At 68.1% G+C, this 16289-nt stretch carries 18 protein-coding genes; 1 reads left to right on the forward strand and 17 read right to left on the reverse strand.

Features of this window, described 5'->3' with window-relative positions; all coding sequences use genetic code 11:
- Positions 1–190, forward strand: a 190-nt coding sequence (locus E3T55_RS20615) for a hypothetical protein (protein WP_206751385.1), incomplete at its 5' end; no start/stop codon positions are given.
- 215 nt (positions 191–405) lie between these two features.
- On the opposite strand, the gene csrA is transcribed toward E3T55_RS20615, so the two are convergent.
- From csrA to E3T55_RS15440, 17 genes are all read right to left on the reverse strand, one after another.
- Positions 406–843, reverse strand: a complete 438-nt coding sequence (gene csrA / locus E3T55_RS21090) for a carbon storage regulator CsrA (protein WP_134520438.1) — start codon at positions 841–843, stop codon at positions 406–408.
- 9 nt (positions 844–852) lie between these two features.
- The gene (locus tag E3T55_RS15365; RefSeq protein ID WP_134520439.1) at positions 853–2736 is read right to left on the reverse strand and encodes a hypothetical protein; all 1884 of its coding nucleotides are present in this window, start codon (positions 2734–2736) and stop codon (positions 853–855) included.
- A complete protein-coding gene (locus E3T55_RS15370; protein ID WP_241993093.1) occupies positions 2711–4744 on the reverse strand; it encodes a flagellar biosynthesis protein FlhA in 2034 nt (677 codons plus the stop codon). Before E3T55_RS15370 ends, E3T55_RS15365 begins: the two co-directional genes overlap by 26 nt.
- Positions 4745–4766: 22 nt before the next feature.
- Entirely contained in the window at positions 4767–5852 is a 1086-nt protein-coding gene (locus E3T55_RS15375) for an EscU/YscU/HrcU family type III secretion system export apparatus switch protein (protein WP_478213438.1), read from the reverse strand.
- 33 nt (positions 5853–5885) lie between these two features.
- A complete protein-coding gene (locus tag E3T55_RS15380; protein ID WP_134520442.1) occupies positions 5886–6644 on the reverse strand; it encodes a flagellar biosynthetic protein FliR in 759 nt (252 codons plus the stop codon).
- Between the two features lies 1 nt (position 6645).
- Positions 6646–6921, reverse strand: a complete 276-nt coding sequence (gene fliQ, locus E3T55_RS15385) for a flagellar biosynthesis protein FliQ (protein ID WP_134520443.1) — start codon at positions 6919–6921, stop codon at positions 6646–6648.
- A complete protein-coding gene (gene fliP / locus E3T55_RS15390; RefSeq protein WP_134520483.1) occupies positions 6921–7736 on the reverse strand; it encodes a flagellar type III secretion system pore protein FliP in 816 nt (271 codons plus the stop codon). Before fliP ends, fliQ begins: the two co-directional genes overlap by 1 nt.
- Positions 7737–7819: 83 nt before the next feature.
- Positions 7820–8275, reverse strand: a complete 456-nt coding sequence (locus tag E3T55_RS15395; RefSeq protein WP_134520444.1) for a FliO/MopB family protein — start codon at positions 8273–8275, stop codon at positions 7820–7822.
- The gene (gene fliN / locus E3T55_RS15400) at positions 8276–8983 is read right to left on the reverse strand and encodes a flagellar motor switch protein FliN (RefSeq protein ID WP_134520445.1); all 708 of its coding nucleotides are present in this window, start codon (positions 8981–8983) and stop codon (positions 8276–8278) included.
- A gap of 68 nt (positions 8984–9051) precedes the next feature.
- Complete coding sequence (locus E3T55_RS15405) at positions 9052–9960, reverse strand: flagellar motor switch protein FliM (RefSeq protein ID WP_338145131.1); 909 nt, start codon at positions 9958–9960, stop codon at positions 9052–9054.
- A gap of 201 nt (positions 9961–10161) precedes the next feature.
- The gene (locus E3T55_RS15410; RefSeq protein WP_174775478.1) at positions 10162–10962 is read right to left on the reverse strand and encodes an OmpA/MotB family protein; all 801 of its coding nucleotides are present in this window, start codon (positions 10960–10962) and stop codon (positions 10162–10164) included.
- A complete protein-coding gene (locus tag E3T55_RS15415) occupies positions 10959–11813 on the reverse strand; it encodes a motility protein A (RefSeq protein ID WP_134520446.1) in 855 nt (284 codons plus the stop codon). Before E3T55_RS15415 ends, E3T55_RS15410 begins: the two co-directional genes overlap by 4 nt.
- Positions 11813–12046: a flagellar FlbD family protein gene (locus tag E3T55_RS15420; RefSeq protein ID WP_134520447.1), complete on the reverse strand. Its 234-nt coding sequence runs from the start codon at positions 12044–12046 to the stop codon at positions 11813–11815. The genes E3T55_RS15415 and E3T55_RS15420 overlap by 1 nt, the downstream gene beginning before the upstream one ends.
- Before the next feature lie 133 nt (positions 12047–12179).
- Positions 12180–13346: a flagellar hook protein FlgE gene (locus E3T55_RS15425; protein WP_134520448.1), complete on the reverse strand. Its 1167-nt coding sequence runs from the start codon at positions 13344–13346 to the stop codon at positions 12180–12182.
- Between the two features lie 68 nt (positions 13347–13414).
- On the reverse strand, positions 13415–13846 hold the full coding sequence (locus E3T55_RS15430; RefSeq protein ID WP_134520449.1) for a flagellar hook capping FlgD N-terminal domain-containing protein: 432 nt from the start codon (positions 13844–13846) through the stop codon (positions 13415–13417).
- A gap of 13 nt (positions 13847–13859) precedes the next feature.
- Positions 13860–15593: a flagellar hook-length control protein FliK gene (locus E3T55_RS15435; RefSeq protein WP_134520450.1), complete on the reverse strand. Its 1734-nt coding sequence runs from the start codon at positions 15591–15593 to the stop codon at positions 13860–13862.
- On the reverse strand, positions 15590–16288 hold the full coding sequence (locus E3T55_RS15440) for a C40 family peptidase (RefSeq protein WP_166791806.1): 699 nt from the start codon (positions 16286–16288) through the stop codon (positions 15590–15592). Before E3T55_RS15440 ends, E3T55_RS15435 begins: the two co-directional genes overlap by 4 nt.
- Position 16289: the final 1 nt, after the last annotated feature.

Genomic DNA, 16289 nt, shown 5'->3' on the forward strand with positions numbered 1-16289 from the left:
GGGGTTCCGGGGCATCCGCTGCCTCGAACGGATGACCGCGCCCGAAACCGGTGAGCGCTACGGCCATTACGGTAGCGGCCACCCGTTTCGGGCGCGGTCATCGTGCGGCCCCGCCGCCGCGCGGGAGCTGCGCCACTGCGCGGGGACTGCGCCACGGGGTTCAGGGGCATCCGCTGCCTCGAACGGATGACCGCGCCCGAAACGGGTGAGCGCTACGGCCGTTACGGTAGCGGCCACCGGTATCGGGCGCGGCCGTGCTGCCAGCCCGCGCGCTAAGGGTGGGCCGGGGTGGGCGGGTGTGGTCGTGGGCTGCCGGTGGGCGCGACATCAGGCGCGGGCGCGGATGCGACATCAGGCGCGGGCGCGGGCGCGGACTCAGGCACGGGCACGGGCAGGGGCGCGGACTCAGGCGCCAGCGCNCGCGACATCAGGCGCGGGCGCGGATGCGACATCAGGCGCGGGCGCGGGCGCGGACTCAGGCACGGGCACGGGCAGGGGCGCGGACTCAGGCGCCAGCGCGGATGACGGCGCGGGGGCATCCGCTTCGGGCGTGGGCGCAGAGGTCGGGGCGGCGGGCGCGAGGGTGGCGGAGGGGAGGCCGAGTTGCAGGCCGAGGGTCAGCCCCAGGCTGGCCTTGATGCGGGCCTCGGCGTCGGCATCCGCGAGGGTCGCCGCGAGGTTGGCCTCGGTCACCGCGCGCAACACCTCGTCGCGCTGGATCTTCACGCCGCGCGGGGCGTCGATACCGATGCGCACGCTGTCTCCGCGCGCGTCGAGCACGGTGATGACGATGTCATCGCCAATGAGGATCTTCTCCCCCGGTTTGCGTGTCAGAACCAGCATCTGACCAGCCTATCGTGACCCATTGCCGGCCAGGCCCCTCGCCGCCCGGCGGGTGGTGGGCGCGATCGGCTCGAGGGTCGCGTGCCAGAGCACCGGCAGCCCGAGGCTCGCGAGAGTCTCGGGAGTCGAGGTGGATTCCCGGCCGATACCGACAACTCCGTCAACGGGCACCGCCGCCGCAACCACCTGCACCCAGCGGTCGGTGTCGGCGGACTTGTGTGCGGCATCCGCTACCACCCAGATTTGATCGGCACGCAGCGCCGCGAGCGACGCCGCCCGCCGCACGAAGTCGGTGCTGACGTCGACCTGGCTGGGCCCCAGGCCGAATGCGACGAACACCGGATGCCCGCGCTCGACCCCGGCCGCCCGGGCGGCACCCGCAGACCTGCGATCGTCGACGCGGTCGACGCCGGCCGCCGAGAGCGCACCCGCGACGCGCAGCTCGCCGCCGTTGGCGCGCACGATCATGGCGCGGGCAACCTCGAGCGCCCGCTCGGTGAGCCCGACGACGAGGACGAGATCCCCGCGCCCGGTCAGAAGGCGGGGCACGATCGGCGCGACAACTCCCCCGGCCGACGCGGCGAAACCGGCCGCCGCGGCAAATCCGGAGCGACCGGTCGGACCGGCGGAACCCGCAGAACCGGCGCTACCGCTCGGACCGGCGGAACCCGCAGGACCGGCGCGACCGGTCTGATCCGCGGTCCCCCTCGATCCGGAGCGACCGGTCGGATCCGCGGGCCCCCTCGATGCGGCGAGCTCGCCCGGTGCGGCGGGTCTGGCGGGGTCGGCGAGCCCGGTCTGACTCGCGGAGACGGCCGAAACCGCCGAGGCCGCGGCCCGCGGCACCCACTGCGGGCCGGTGTCGAGCAAGGCGGCTGCCCGCGCGGCCGCCGCGCCAGGCACGGCGGGTGCGTCGGCCCCTGCAGGGGTGCGTGCAGCGGCACGTGCCGCATTTCGCTGCGATGCCGCGCCGGGTGAATCGGTCAGCTCACGGGAGGTCGCCGCCTCCGCACGGTCGACTGCGGCGAGGAGGGCGGCCATTGCGCCGGATCCGGCCGACGTCACTCCGGGCTGCCCGTCGAGACCGTTGTTCGCGTCGCTAGAGTTCGCGTCGCTGTGGTTCGCGTCGCTGTGGTTCGGGTCGCTGTGGTTCGCCTCGCTGTCGCTCTGGTCCCGGTCGCTTGTGCCGCTGTTGCCCACTTCGTCGTCGCCGGCCCGGGCACGGCCCGACTCACCCTGCGAAACGAAGCTGTCGGCCGCATCGAGGTCGTCGAGCAGGTCGGCCAGATCGTCGCGGCGGGCGGATTCCGACCGAGCGCTGCGCCGGGGTGAGACGTGTGCGGCCGCGATTGCCGCGGCGTCCGCGGCGGCACGCCTACCCCCAGCGGCACGAGGTGAAGCAGGCATCGGAACGGGTAACGGCGGCGGCATCGGCGCCCGCAGTGCGCCCTGCTCGACCGGCACCTCCGTCGGTGACCGCGAAGCCCGCCCTGAATCCGCCCCGGCAGGCGGCCGCACCGGCGGCTCCGCCCGTGCGGTCGCGAAGGTGAGTTCGTCCATCAGCGCGGCGAACCCATCGGACTCGGTCGAGACCGGAGTCGCCGGCAGCACGGCCGCCGCCCGCGGCCGCAGCTGCGATTCCTGCTCGTCGGCGTCGTCGAGCAGCGCCGCGATGCCCAGCCGGGCCGGCAGATCGAGCGCGTGCGCCGCGCGGCGCCGCGGCGGCACCTCCACGGTCACCTCATAGTGCTGGCGCGCGAAAAAACCGCGAATGCCACCGACGGTGACCTTCTCCGCCGACACGATGAGGGCATCTTCGCCATGATCCAGACGGATGCGCTGCTTCAGTTCGGCCAGCGTCGCGCCTCTAAGCTGAAATCGTCTCGGCTCCACGGACCACCCCCACGGTCTCAATGGTCACGTTCGACGCCGTGACCTCCTGGTACGACAAGACCGGCAGCCCGTCGGACTGCGTGGACACGAGCCGCCGAATTGCCGGCCGCAGCGCCGGCGCGCAGACCAGCACGGCGCTGAGGCCGCTCGCCTCGACCGTGGCGACCGAACTGCGCACCGAAGCGAGCACCGCCTCGATCTTGGCCGGGTCCATCAGAATCTGGGTGCCGGCTTCCGACGGCCGCATGCCCTCGAGCATGGACTGTTCAAGAAGCGGCTCGATCATGATGACCCGCAACACGGTGCCGTCGAGGTACTGCGCGGTCAGCGCCGGTCCGAGCGCGTGCCGGGCGGCCTCGATGAGCCCCTCCGGGTCGGTCGACACCTTGGCGCGCAGGGACAGCGCCTCGTAGATGCGCGGCAGGTCGTTGATCGGAATCTGCTCGATCAAGAGCCCCTGCAGCACCCGCTGCACCTCGGCCAGCGAGAGCATGCCGGGGATCAGATCGTCGACGGCCGACGGATTCACCTGGCGCACGCCATCCGTCAGAATGCGCACGTCTTCGCGGGTGAGCAGCCGGGCGGCGTTCGAGGTGATGATCGACGACAGGTGTGTGACGAGCACCGAGACCCGGTCGATGACTGTGGCACCGGTCATTTCGGCGCTGTAGCGCATCTCGCTCGGCACCCATTTGCCGGCCAACCCGAAAACGGGTTCGACCGTGACCGTGCCGGGCAGGCCGTCGAGGGCATCGCCGAGGGCGAGCACCTTGCCGGCCGGCGCGATTCCGCGGCCCGCTTCGACCCCGGCGATGCGGATCACGTAGGTCGAGCTGGGAAGGTCGATGCTGTCCCTGGTGCGCACCGGCGGAACCACGACGCCTAAGTCCATCGCGATCTTGCGGCGCAGGCCCCGCACCCGGGCGAGCAGGTCGTCGCTGGCGCCGGAGACAATGTCGACCAGGTCGGGGGCGAGCTGAATCTCGAGGGCGTGCACCCGCATCTGCTCGATCAGGTCTTCGGAGGTGTCGGTCTTCGGGGCGACCTGTTCGGCCGCGGTGGCGGCCTCCGTCTCGGCCTTCTTCGCAGCCTCGGTCGTCTTGATGCGCTGCGAGATGAAGATGAGACCGAAACCCACGATGATGAACGGAATGATCGGCATGCCCGGAATCAGGGCCATCAGGATGGCGGCTGCGCCGGTGATCAGCAGGGCGTTGCGGCTCTGGGTGAGCTGGGCAGAGGCGGTGGTGCCGATGTCACTCTCGGCGTTCGAGCGGGTCACGATCATGCCGGTGGAGACGGCCATCAGCAGCGCGGGAATCTGGGTGACGAGACCGTCGCCGATGGTCAGCAACGCGTAGGTATCGAGGGCTTCGCCGATCTCCATGCCGCGCTGCAGCATGCCGATCGCGATGCCACCGATGATGTTGATGATGATGATGATCAGGCCGGCGATCGCGTCACCCTTGACGAACTTCGACGCACCGTCCATGGCGCCGTAGAAGTCGGCCTCGGCCGAGACCTCGGCGCGCCGGTCTTTCGCCTGGGCATCGGTGATCAGGCCGGCGTTGAGGTCGGCGTCGATGGCCATCTGCTTGCCGGGCATGGCGTCGAGGGTGAAGCGGGCGCCGACCTCGGCGACGCGTTCGGCACCCTTGGTGACCACGACGAACTGAATCACGACGAGGATCAGAAAGATGACCGCGCCAATGACCATCGAGCCGCCGACGGCCACGTGCCCGAAGGCCTCGATGACCTGGCCGGCGTAGCCGTCGCCGAGCACGAGTCGGGTGGATGCCACGTTGAGGCCCAGTCGGAACAGGGTCGCGACGAGCAGCAGCGAGGGGAACACCGAGAAGTCGAGCGGCTTCTTCACGAACATAGTCGTCAGCAGCGTGACGAGCCCGAGCATGATGTTGACGATGATGAGCACGTCGAGCATCGCGGCCGGAATCGGCACGACGAGCAGCAGGATGATGCCGACGACGCCGACGGGCACGGCGAGCATCGCGAGATTGCGGTTTTTCACGTTAGAACCCCCTCGGGCCGGATGGTGCGGATGTCATGGTGTGTACGCCGGCCATGCTGCCGCCGGACTGCGAGCCGCGGGCCTTGAGGGCCATCACGAAGGCGAGCACCCGGGCCACCGCGTTGTACAGGTCGGTCGGAATCTCCTGTCCGATCTCGCACGCCGCGAAGAGCGCCCTGGCCAGCGGAATATCCGCGACGATCGGCACCTGGTCGGTCGCGGCCTGTTCGCGGATGCGCGTGGCCACGTGTCCGGTGCCCTTCGCGACCACCCGGGGCGCCGACTTTCCCGGTTCGTAGACCAGGGCCACGGCGACGTGCGTCGGGTTGACGAGCACGACATCCGCGTCGGCGACCGAGGAGATCATGCGGTTGCGACTCATCGCGAGCTGACGGGAACGGCGCTGCGATTTGATCTGCGGGTCTCCCTCTGAGGCCTTGTTCTCGTCGCGCACCTCCTTCTTGGTCATGCGGGTCTTCTTGCGGTTGCGCTTCATGACCACGAACACGTCGGCGGCGGCGAGGATCAGCCCGGCCACGACCGCGGACTGCAGCAGCGCGCCGGCGCCGGCCGCCGCTCCCTCGAGCAGCGCGGAGACGGGCAGCCCACCGGCGGTCATCAGCACGGGCATCAGGCCCTGAATGACGGAGACCAGGACGACGCCGACGACGATGGTCTTGGCGAGCGATTTCACGCCCTCCCAGAGCGCCTGCGTGCCGAAGACCCGTTTCATACCCGAGACCAGGTTGAACTGCTCGTACTTTCCCTCGAACTTCTTGAAGTGGATGCCGCCCTGCAGCGCCGCTCCGAGCAGCACGACCACGACGACCACGCCGAGCAGGGGCGAAATCGTGGCCGACATCGAGGCGAGGCCCTCGACGAGGGCTTCGAGGGCAACCTCGGGGTCGGGGTTCGCGGCGATCGCGCCGACGGTGAAGAGCTGGTCGGTGCCGACGATCGCGCCGGCGGCAATGGCGCCGGGCAGCATGACGGCTGCCGCGCCGACCCCGAGCCAGGCGGTGATGTCCTGCGACTTGGAGAGCTGACCCTTGGCCCGCACCTCTTTCATGCGCTTCTGGGTGGCCATCTCGGTGCGTTCACCGGAATCGGGTTCTGACAACTACCTCACCCCCATGAGTGCGTCCACGGCCTGACCGGTGAGGGTCGAGACGATGCGGGGCAGGGCGATGAAGACGGTGGAGGCGAGGATCAGGGTGATCAGGATCTTCAGCGGAAAGCCGAGGGCGAAGGCGTTGAGCGCGGGCGCGACCCGGGTGAGCAGGCCGAGTCCGGCATCCGCTAGAAAAAGCACCACGAGCAGCGGGCCGGCGATCTGCACGGCGGCGAGAAACATCTGCGTCGTCGCGCCGATCAGGGCCTGCACGGGCGCGCCGAGCTCGACGCCGCCGCCGATCGGCAGGGCGGAGAAGCTGCGGATGAGCCCGCCAATGATTAGCTGGTAACCGCCGGACGCGAAGAGCAGGGCAAGGGCGGTGATCTGAAACAGACGGGTGAACTGGGCGCCGTTGACCATGGACTGCGGGTCGAAACCCTGCGCCATCGAGAATCCGCTGAACATGTCGATCAGTCCACCGGCGGACTGCACCGCCGCGAAGACGACGAAGACGAGAAATCCGAGGATGCCGCCGACCAGGATTTCGAGCACCAGCGCGCCGAAGAATTCGGCGGTGGTCGACGAGACATAGCCGTCGGTGGCCCGTGGCGACACCGCAAGGGCCAGGCCGAGGGCGAGCATGCCCTTGATGCGCAGCGGGAAGGCGTTGTAGGAGAACGGCGGTGCGATGACGATGAAGGCGATCATGCGTACCCCGGCGAGCATGGTCGCTTCGATCCAGGCGAGGTTGAGGCTGAATTCCATCTCAGCCACCGCCGAGCAGCGAGGGGATCTTGTCGAAGATGGCGTGCGTGAAAGCGACCGACTCGGCGATCATCCAGTGACCGCAGACGATCAGGGCGATGGCGACGGCGATGGCCTTGGGCACGAACGACAGCGTCACCTCCTGAATCTGGGTGATCGACTGCAGCAGCGAGATGGCAAAACCCACCACGAGCGCGGTGATGAGCACGGGAGCGGACAGCTTGGCGGCGAGGATCAGGCCCTGCAGGCCGATGTCGAGAACGGCGTTGGTGTCCATCAGCCGACCTGATAACTGCCGATGAGGCTCGTGATGATCAGGCCCCAGCCGTCGACGAGCACGAAGAGCAGAATCTTGAACGGCAGCGAGATCATGACCGGCGGCAGCATCATCATGCCCATGGACATCAGGGCGGCCGAGACCACGATGTCGATCACGAGAAAGGGAATGAAAATGACGAAGCCGATGATGAATGCAGCGCGCAGCTCGCTGATCATGAACGCCGGAATCAGGGTCAGCAGGGTCACATCGTCGGGACTGTCGGGGTTGTCCATGTCGGCGGCGCGGGTCATGAGCGCGAGGTCTTCTTCGCGGGTGTTGGCGAGCATGAACACCCGCAGCGGTTCCCCGGCGGCCGCGAGGGCGTCGGTGAAGGTGAGGTTGCCGTCGAGGTAGGGCTCGACGGCGAGGGTGTTGATGTCGGTCAGTACCGGCGCCATGATGAACAACGACAGGAACAGGGCAAGGCCGGCGAGCACCTGGTTCGGCGGGATCGACGGCAGCGCGAGCGCGTTCCGGGTCATGGCGAGCACGACGAAGATCTTGGTGAAGCTCGTCATCATGAGCAGCAGAGCGGGGGCGACCGAGAGCAGCGTGATGCCCACGAGCGTGACGATCGCCGACGACGGAGCCCCATTCGGGCCGTTGATGTCAATGCTGACGTCGCCGCCGCCGCCCTCGCTCGGGTCGACTGCACCGGTGTCGCCGGGGTCGACGGGCTGCGTGGGAACGAGGGACAGGGCGTGGGCCGAGGGGGTCGTCACCCAGAATATGGCGAGCACGATCACGAGCAGCAGGCCGAGTTGCACGGCCAGGCGGGTGGCGCGGGTGAGCCGGTCGCGGGCGGGGGTCGTGGCGTAGAGATGGTTCAGCGTGCGGACAGACCCAGGTGCGGTGTTCACCGTCGCTGCCGCAGTGCGGCGGCGGCCTGCTGCCACGTGCTCGGGGAGAGGATCGAGCCGCCGAAACGTTCGGCGGTCGCCGGAGTCGTGGCAGTCGTGGCGAGGGCCGGCTGGAGGGCCGGCTGGGAGCCGGGTTCACCATCCGTCGCCGCAGCGAGCAGGCGGGCGAATTCGGCCTGGCCGGTGCCGCCCTCGGTCGCGATCGGCGTGGCGCCGCCGTGCAGCAGGCTCACGGACTGTTCGGTGACGCCCAGAACGAGGCGTTGGCCGTCGATGTCTACGACGACGACGGATGACTTGGGCCCGACCACCTGACGGCCCACCACGGTCACCAGATTCACGACCTGGCTGCCGCGAGCGGCCTTGCTCAGCCGTTTCTGCAGGTACCAGAGCAGCACGAGCACGACGCCGAGCGAGAGAACGACGCGCAGCGCCACGATGAGGGTGTCCATTTAGGCCAGGCCCTCGGCGACATCGAGAATCTGGGTGATGCGCACGGCGTAATCCTGGTCGACGACGACGATCTCACCGTGCGCGATGAGACGGCCGTTGAGCAGAATATCGGCGGGGGCGCCGGCTGAACGGTCGAGTTCGATGACGGCGCCGGGCTCGAGCGAGAGCACGTCGCGCACCGACATGCGGGTGCGGCCGATTTCGACGGTCAGAGCCATTTCCACGTTGCGGATGCGGCCCAGCTTGCCGACGACGGTGTCGGGGGTGCTGAGGTTGAAGCCGGCGACGATGCCGTTCTTGCGCAGGCGAATGGCGAACCAGCCGATGACGATGCCGTTGCCGAGCAGGTCGAAGACCACGGTTTCGTCCGACGCGAACAGGGCCGAGGCGTCTTCGACGCGGGTGTCGCCGAGCACTCCGACGCCGAGCATCGCGGCGGCGGCCTGCAGCGCGGGGCGCAGCACGTCGTGGCTCGCGACGAGGGAGCTCGCCGATCCGGCGGCAACGTCGGTCGAACTGGGATCGGTGAGCACCACGGCAAGGTCGGCGCTCGTGACACCGACGAAAGAGGCGACCGCCGCGGAACCGACCTGCGCCTGCACGGCCGCACCGAGGTGGGGCGTCGCCTGCACGGCCGTGGCGGCCGGCAGCACGAGAATCAGTGCATTGGCGGCGGCGACGGGAAGCGCGGTGTCGGTGGTGTTCATGGCGTTTTCTCCAGTGTTGCTACTGCGGTGTTCGGGGCTGCGGGTGTTCGGGGCATCAGGGCGCCTGTTTAGTCGCTGTCGATGACGATGCAGGCCAGGCGCGCGCCGTTGGCGCCGACGGCCGCGCGGGCCAGCACCCGGCCGTCTACCGTGAGATCGAGCGGCCGATACTGCGGATGCGGGATGGTGATGATGTCACCGACCGCGAGCGACAGGATGCGGCTCGGCAGCACCGGCGCGGGCGTCAGCTGCAGCGATACGTCAACCGGCACCGCCGCGATCTGCTCCTGAATCAATTCCCGGGCGTTGCTGATGCTCGTCGTCGGGTTGGCGTCACCGAGCTGGGGCATGAGCGCGACGGCCGGAATCGCCACGGTGGCGCGGCTGGTGAGCTCGGCGACCCGAATCGAGAAGACGGCCACGATCATGAGATCGCCGGTCGCGGCCGCCTGCGCAAACTGTGAGTTGTACTGAATCGCGTCGACGTGGAGCTCGTCGACGAGCAGGTCGCTGAGCGAATAGCGCAAATCCTCAAGGCCCTCGGCCATGAGCTGGCGAATGAGTGCCTGTTCGATCTGAGTGAACTTGCGTTCCGGGGTGGGGGCCATCGGACCGTTGCCGCCCAGCATGTGCGCCACCCAGGACAACGCGGCCGCGGTCGGGAATTGGATGACACCGCGAGCATCAATGTCTTCAATTCCGAACAGCACCATTGCGGTCGTGCTCGGGAGCGAGGTCGCATACTCGTCGTACGTGTGCATGAGCACGGTTTCGCAGGTCACTGTACAGAGCACGCGAACGCGCGCGGTCAGTTGCGTGCCCCACTGCCGGGCAAAAGTTTCAAAGGCCAATTCCAGCACCCGTGAATGTTCGCGCGCCAGGGTAGTTGGACGACGAAAGTCGTACAACTCAATCGATCTCGCCGGCTTTGCGGGCGCACCGATGTTTACCTGTTCCTGGACCGTCACGGTTGCCACTATCGGCAAGCCCGGCGCTGATGTAAGCACGATTCGCCACGAGATTGCAGACGGAGTCGGAGGGTTCTCTCTGACGAGAGCGATGTCGACCGTCGCCCGGCCCCCGCACCACCTCACCCTGGCGCCGGTTGTCGAGCCCGCCGCACGGCCTGAGTCAGACTCGCGCCCGACCGCGCCAACCGCGCCGTGAACCAGGTACGGTCAGCCGACGACCTCGGGAATCAGTTCTCGCACAGCGTCGGACTGGTCAGACAGCACGACCACGTCGACGCGCCGGTTCTGGGCCTGGTCGGCGAGGGTATCCCCCGTGCTGATCGGCCGAGCCGAGCCGAAGCCGACCGCCAGAATGGATTCTTGGGGCACACCGCCCTGCTCCACCAGCCTGCGCAGCACGCGTGCAGCACGCCCGGCCGAGAGTTCCCAATCGGTGTCGTAGTTCACCGATTGGCCGTGCCGATCGGCATGACCTTCGACGGAGATCTCGAGCCCGGCCGCGACCAGCGAGGGTGCCATCGCGTCGATGACGGTGGTCGCTACCTCACTCAGATCGGCGCTGTCGGGCATGAAGAAGGTCTCAGAGCCGACGAGTCCGACGGTCAGGCCGCGTTCGTTGACGACAAACTGGGTCGTGTCGGCGAGGCCAACCGCTTCAAGCTTGGAGAGAATCTCCTTCTTGAGCTCGGTGAAGTCCTGCACCTCGAGGGCGGCGAGTTCGGCATCCGTGAACCCCTCGTCGGCGGTATCGGCTAGTTCGTCGGGTACGACGACGCCCTCGGCGGTGTCGATGGCTCCGACATTGACCGCGCCGAACCCCGTCGCGAGGGAGTTCGCGAGTTGCTCGAACTTCGCCTCATCCACGGTCGACATGGCGAAGAGCACAATGAACATGCACATCAACACGGTGACCATGTCCATGTAGGAGGCCATCCACCGCTCGTCGGGGCCGTCCTCCTCACCCTCAGACTCACCGTGCGGGCGGCGACGGCCCCGTGGCACGCTCATGCGGCGTCGGTCAGGTCCGCTGCGTCTTTCGCAGCGGCTTTCGCGGCGGCTTTCGCTTCGGCCTTCGCTGCCTTGTTAGTGCCCTTGCCGGTGTCTCTAACGGGGGCGCTCTCGGCGACCATGGCCCGCAGGCGTTCCCCCAGCAGACGCGGCTGGCTTCCGGCCTGCACGGCGAGGGCGCCCTCCATGAGCAGGGTCATGCGGTCAACTTCGATCTCGGTGAGGCGTTTCAACCGCGACCCGATCGGCAGCCAGATGAAGTTCGCCGACAACAGGCCCCACAGTGTCGCAACGAAGGCAGTCGCGATCATCGGGCCGAGCTCGTCGGGAGTCGAGAGATTTTCGAGCACGTGGGTGAGCGATACGACGGTGCCGACGATGCCGACGGTAGGTGCGTATCCGCCGAGAGCCATAAAGAATTTGGAGGCCGTACGGTCGGACTTCGCCTTCGTGGCAATTTCATCTTCGAGCAGGATGCGCAGTTCGTCACCGTCCGTGCCGTCGGCGATGTTACGCAGGGCTCGGCGCAGAAACGGGTCGTCGACCTTGTCGGCCTCCTGTTCGAGGGCGAGCAGGCCAGAGCTGCGGGCCTTCTCGGCGAGGGCGACGACCTGGTCGATGACCCGGTGCGGCGGCGTGGTCTTGCCGCGAAACGCCCCGGGAAGCGCCTTCACCGCAGTGACGAAGTCTTTGAGCGTGCCTCCGGCGATACCGACCGCAATGGTCGCCCCGAAGACGAGCACCATCGGGGCAGGCAGCAGAATGGACATCACCGAGGAACCCTCGAGCGTGATCATCGCAACGAGGGCACCGAAGGCGACCAGCAGGCCGATCAGAGTGGCGGGATCCACTAGAGCTTCCGCGGTCCCCGGGGGATCTCTTCACCCTGGGTGTCGTAGGCGAGGGCAATGACGTGCGCGCGATAGCTTGCGATGCGCTCGATGACCTCGGCCATGGTCTCGGTGACGATGAAGTTTGCACCGTCGACCATGATCAGGGTCGTGTCCGGGTTTGCGTGGATGCGCTCGATCAGGTCGGGATTGATCGCGAACTGCGTGTCGTTGAGGCGCGTGACAATGATCATGATTCCCTTCCCAGCCGGCCGTGAACTTCTGCATGGACGCTTCAGAAAAGTCGTCACCGTACACTGTCGGCCGCCGTGCCGCCCATGTAAGGCGACCACGACGGCCGATAGTTCAGACGGATGTCTGCGCGGGCTAGCGCTTCAGGCTCGTGATCTCCTGCAGCAGCTCATCGCTCGTGGTGATGATGCGGGCGTTGGCCTGAAAACCGCGCTGCGCCACGATGAGGTTCGTGAATTCCTGCGAGAGGTCAACGTTGGACATTTCGAGCGAGCCGGCCACCAGGGAACCGAGTCCGCCGACGCCCGCGGTGCCGAGGGCTGCGCCGCCCGAGTTGGTGGTCTCGCGGTACGAGGACCCGCCGGTCTTTTCGAGGCCACCCGGGTTGACGAAGTTGGCGAGGGCGATGCGTCCGAGCGCGAGCTGGTCGCCGTTGCTGAAGACGCCGGTCAGAGTGCCGTCGGAGCCGAGCGTGTAGGACTCGAGGGTGCCGGCGGCATTGCCGTCGACGCCGCTGCTCGTGACCGTGTTCTCGCCCGCGAAACTCTGCAGCGCGGTGAGGTCTACGTCGATGCCATCAAATGTCAGGCCGCCAACGATGTCGAAGCCGCCCTCGCCATCCGCGGTCAGTACTGCATCCGATGTGGCACCGTCGGACGTTGCGGTCCACACGCCGTCTCCACTGCTCGTGAAGGTCACCGAGACGGTTGTGCGGGCACCGTCGGTGTCGAAAACGCCAATGTCACGAATGACGGGGCTCTCGGCATCCGTCGGGAGGTTGCCGACGAACGCAGCGACCGTGGTCTGGGCTGCCGGAGCAAGAGCGGCGACGGGCAGGCTGATGGTGCTCGTGGCTCCCCCGGTGGCAATGTTGCCGTTCGCGTCGGCCATGAACCCTTGCACGAGGGCGCCATCGGGTGCGACGAGGTTGCCGTTGGCGTCGAAGTCGAAGGACCCGGCGCGGGTGTAGAGCGTTTCGCCACCGAGCTGGGTGACAAAGAAGCCGTCGCCCGAAATCATCAGGTCGGTGGCTTTACCGGTGGCCTGGGTCGAACCCTGGGCGAAGTTGGTGCTGATTCCGGCCACCTGCACGCCGAGTCCGACCTGCGCGGAGTTGGTGCCACCGACAAGATCCTGCGGGGCCGAGCCCGCGCTCGTCATCTGCGAGAGGGTGTCCTGAAATTGGGCAGCGGATGCCTTGAACGCCGTGGTGTTGACGTTGGCGATGTTATTGCCGGTCACATCGAGCATGGCCTGGTGCGAGCGGAGTCCGGAGATGCCGGAGTACAGGGAACGAAGCATCGGATGCTGCCTTTCAGTCGAGAAGAATTGGTAAAAGAGAAAAGTGTGTGGGGTTCGGGTACTGCGGGTTAGACGGTGGCGGTGGCGGGCGTGACCACGCCGCTGATCACGTCGAGAGCCACCGGCTCGCCGTTCACGGTGACCTGGGGCACCGCGTCGGCGAACGAGACGGATGTCGCAACACCGGTGATCTCGGTGCCGTCGCTCTGTGTGTAGGTCACGGTCTGGCCGACGAGGGCCGCCGCCGAGGTGCGCATCTGCAGCGAGAAGCCTTCTTCACTGGCGGTTGCCATTTCGGTGAGCTTCTCCATCATCGCGAGCTGGGTGGTCTGCGCGATCATCTCGTTGGTATCCATGGGTGAGCTCGGGTCCTGATTCTGCAGCTGCGTGACGAGCAGCGACATGAAGACCTCGGAGTCCATGGCCTGGCTGGGGGTGCGGGTCGCCGGGGCGACATAGGAGCTCGCGTTGCTGGCGGCGGCGACTGCGTCGATGGTCATATCGGTTCTTTCTCTAGACCATCACGTCGATGGTCGATGCGGAGTTCGTTCGGGGGTTCTGCGAGCCGTTCTGCCACGGGTTCGGCGGCGGCCGGGGTGGGTTCGGGTCACCGCTCGGTGCGCGGGCCTCGGGCGGCGTGCGCGGCTGACGGGAATCCGGAGAATCGTCGGGCTGGCTGTGCGACGAGAGTTCGAGCTGCGCGGCGACGCCGGAACCACCCGGACCGGCGCCGGCGAGGTCGCGGCGCAGGTCGGGAAGAATCAGCCGCAGGGCCTCGCGGGCCGCGTCGCTCGGGCTGAACATCTCCACGCGGATGCCGTCGGCCCCGACGTGCGCGCGCACGGTGACGGGTCCGAGGTTGTCGGGCGACACGGTGATGGTCATGACGTGTTCACCCGGCGCGACGCCGACGAGGGAGAACAGCGGTTTTGCGAGCTGGCTCGCGAAGGGGGGTGCCGGGGTCGGAGCGGGCTGCGCGGCCGGTGCTGCCGGTGCTGCTGCGGCCTCGGGGGCCGCGACCGGGCTGAGGTTGGGCGTGACGGCCGGGGCGAGCGTGACGGGAGTCGGCGCTGGAGCGGTCGAGCCGGCGGCATCGGTCGACGCGGGCGCGAGGGAGGCCGCGGGCGCAGCCGGAGCGGGCGAAGCCGGAGCGGGCGAAGCCGGAGCGGGCGAAGCCGGAGCGGGCGAAGCGACGAGTGCGTCGGGTGTTGGCGCCGGGTTCGAGTCGCTGGCGAGCTGCTGCGGGAAAACCTTTGGCTCGCTCGAGGCGACGGCCACGCCGATCGGTGCCGCCTGCAGCGAAGACCTGGGAGCGACCGCCACAGGCCTGGCCGGTGCTGTTGCTGCTGCTGCTGCTGCTGGCACGGTGGGTGCCGGGGCGGGCACAGTAGCCGCAGGGGTTTCAGCCGGCACAGTGGCTTCGACTGGCACAGTGGCTTCGACCGGCACAGTGATTTCGACCGGCACGGTGGCTTCAGTCGGCACAGCCAACACGAGAGCGGACGGCACGGGAGCAGGTGCGGTCGCGAGCGACAGAACCGCAACCGGCTCGACTGTCCCTCGCGCAGCGGCAGCTCCGTCGGGACGATCGACGGGCACCTCTGTGACCGGCACGTCAATTACGGGGACCTCGGTTCGCGCCGTGGGCACATTGCCGCCGGCGGGCATCGGGGCGGGCGCGCTGCTCGCGGGCACTGCGGGGGTCGCGGGTTTGACGGCGGCGGGAACGGGTACCGGAACGGCAATCGCGGGCGGCGTGGCGGAGAGCGTGGCGGGAGGCGTGGCGCTGACCTCGGGCTCAATCGCACGCGGCCGTGCAGGCAGCTCGGGCGCGGGCTGCGCCGCGAGAACGGGCTGCGGCGCGGCGACCACGTCGACTGGGGAATCGAGAAGAGCACCGTCTGTCGGTTCCGCCGGTGCGGCCCCGGGCGGGTCGGCCACGACGGTTGCAAGCGACGTGGTGAGTGCCGTCAGTTCGGGGGCGGTGTGGTATCGACAGGCTCGACCAACGGAATCGGCTCGACCACCGGAGTCGGAGTCGGCTCGACCAACGGATTCGGAGTCCACTCGACCAGCGGAGTCCGCACGACCACCGAGCAGTGCGGGGTCGGAGGCCACGACCGTGAGAACGGCCGCGAAGGCTGCGGCTCCCCCGGCGACGGTGGCGGCCGCAGCCGAGGTCGCCGAACCGGTGGCCGTCGCGGCGGGGCGTGCCGGGGCAGCGCCAGGCGTCAGGGTGAGGGTCACGAGGCAGTCCCCCGGGCAAAGGATGCAAATGCCGCGCTGAGCATGTCCGTGCCGTTCGTGGCCGAACCTAGGCTGGCCGAATTGAGGCTGGCCGAATTGAAACTTGCCGCGATGCTCGATGCGGTCTGCGAGGGGATGACGCGGCGGATGGTGTCGATGTCGGCATCCGTCATGTACGCCTCGACGAGACAGACGTCGCGACCCGGATAGGGCGCGTGGATGACCTTGTTGTCGCCGGCGTAAATGAGAATATGCGCGCCGCCACCGGTCACGATGAGGTCGCCGGGCTGGGCTTCGGCGAGCGAACCCACCTCGGTGCCGATGGTCATCTGCCCGGAAACCAGGCGCGGAACTTCTATGCCCAGGTCGGCATATACGGTTTGCACGAGTCCGGAGCAGTCCATGCCGCTCGAGTCTTCGCCCCCGAAGACGTAGGGCACGCCGAGGTACTTCTGGGCGGCGGCGGCAACATCCGTTCCCGTGACCGAGCCCGGATTGAGGATCGACGTCTCGGTGCTCGGGGTGCTCACTCCGAGGGCCGAGGCCAGCGTCGACGCAAAGTCAGCGGCCGACCCCGACGTGGCCGCCGCCGACAGCGACGCGCTCGCAGCGGCCGTCGGCGACGCGGTTTTGGTGCCGGAGATCTGCTGCAGCGTGGACTGAATCTGCCCGATACGCGACAGGGCGTCGGTCATG

Origin of the sequence: Cryobacterium frigoriphilum (genome assembly GCF_004403305.1) — a bacterium.
Classification (GTDB): Bacteria; Actinomycetota; Actinomycetes; order Actinomycetales; family Microbacteriaceae; genus Cryobacterium; species Cryobacterium frigoriphilum.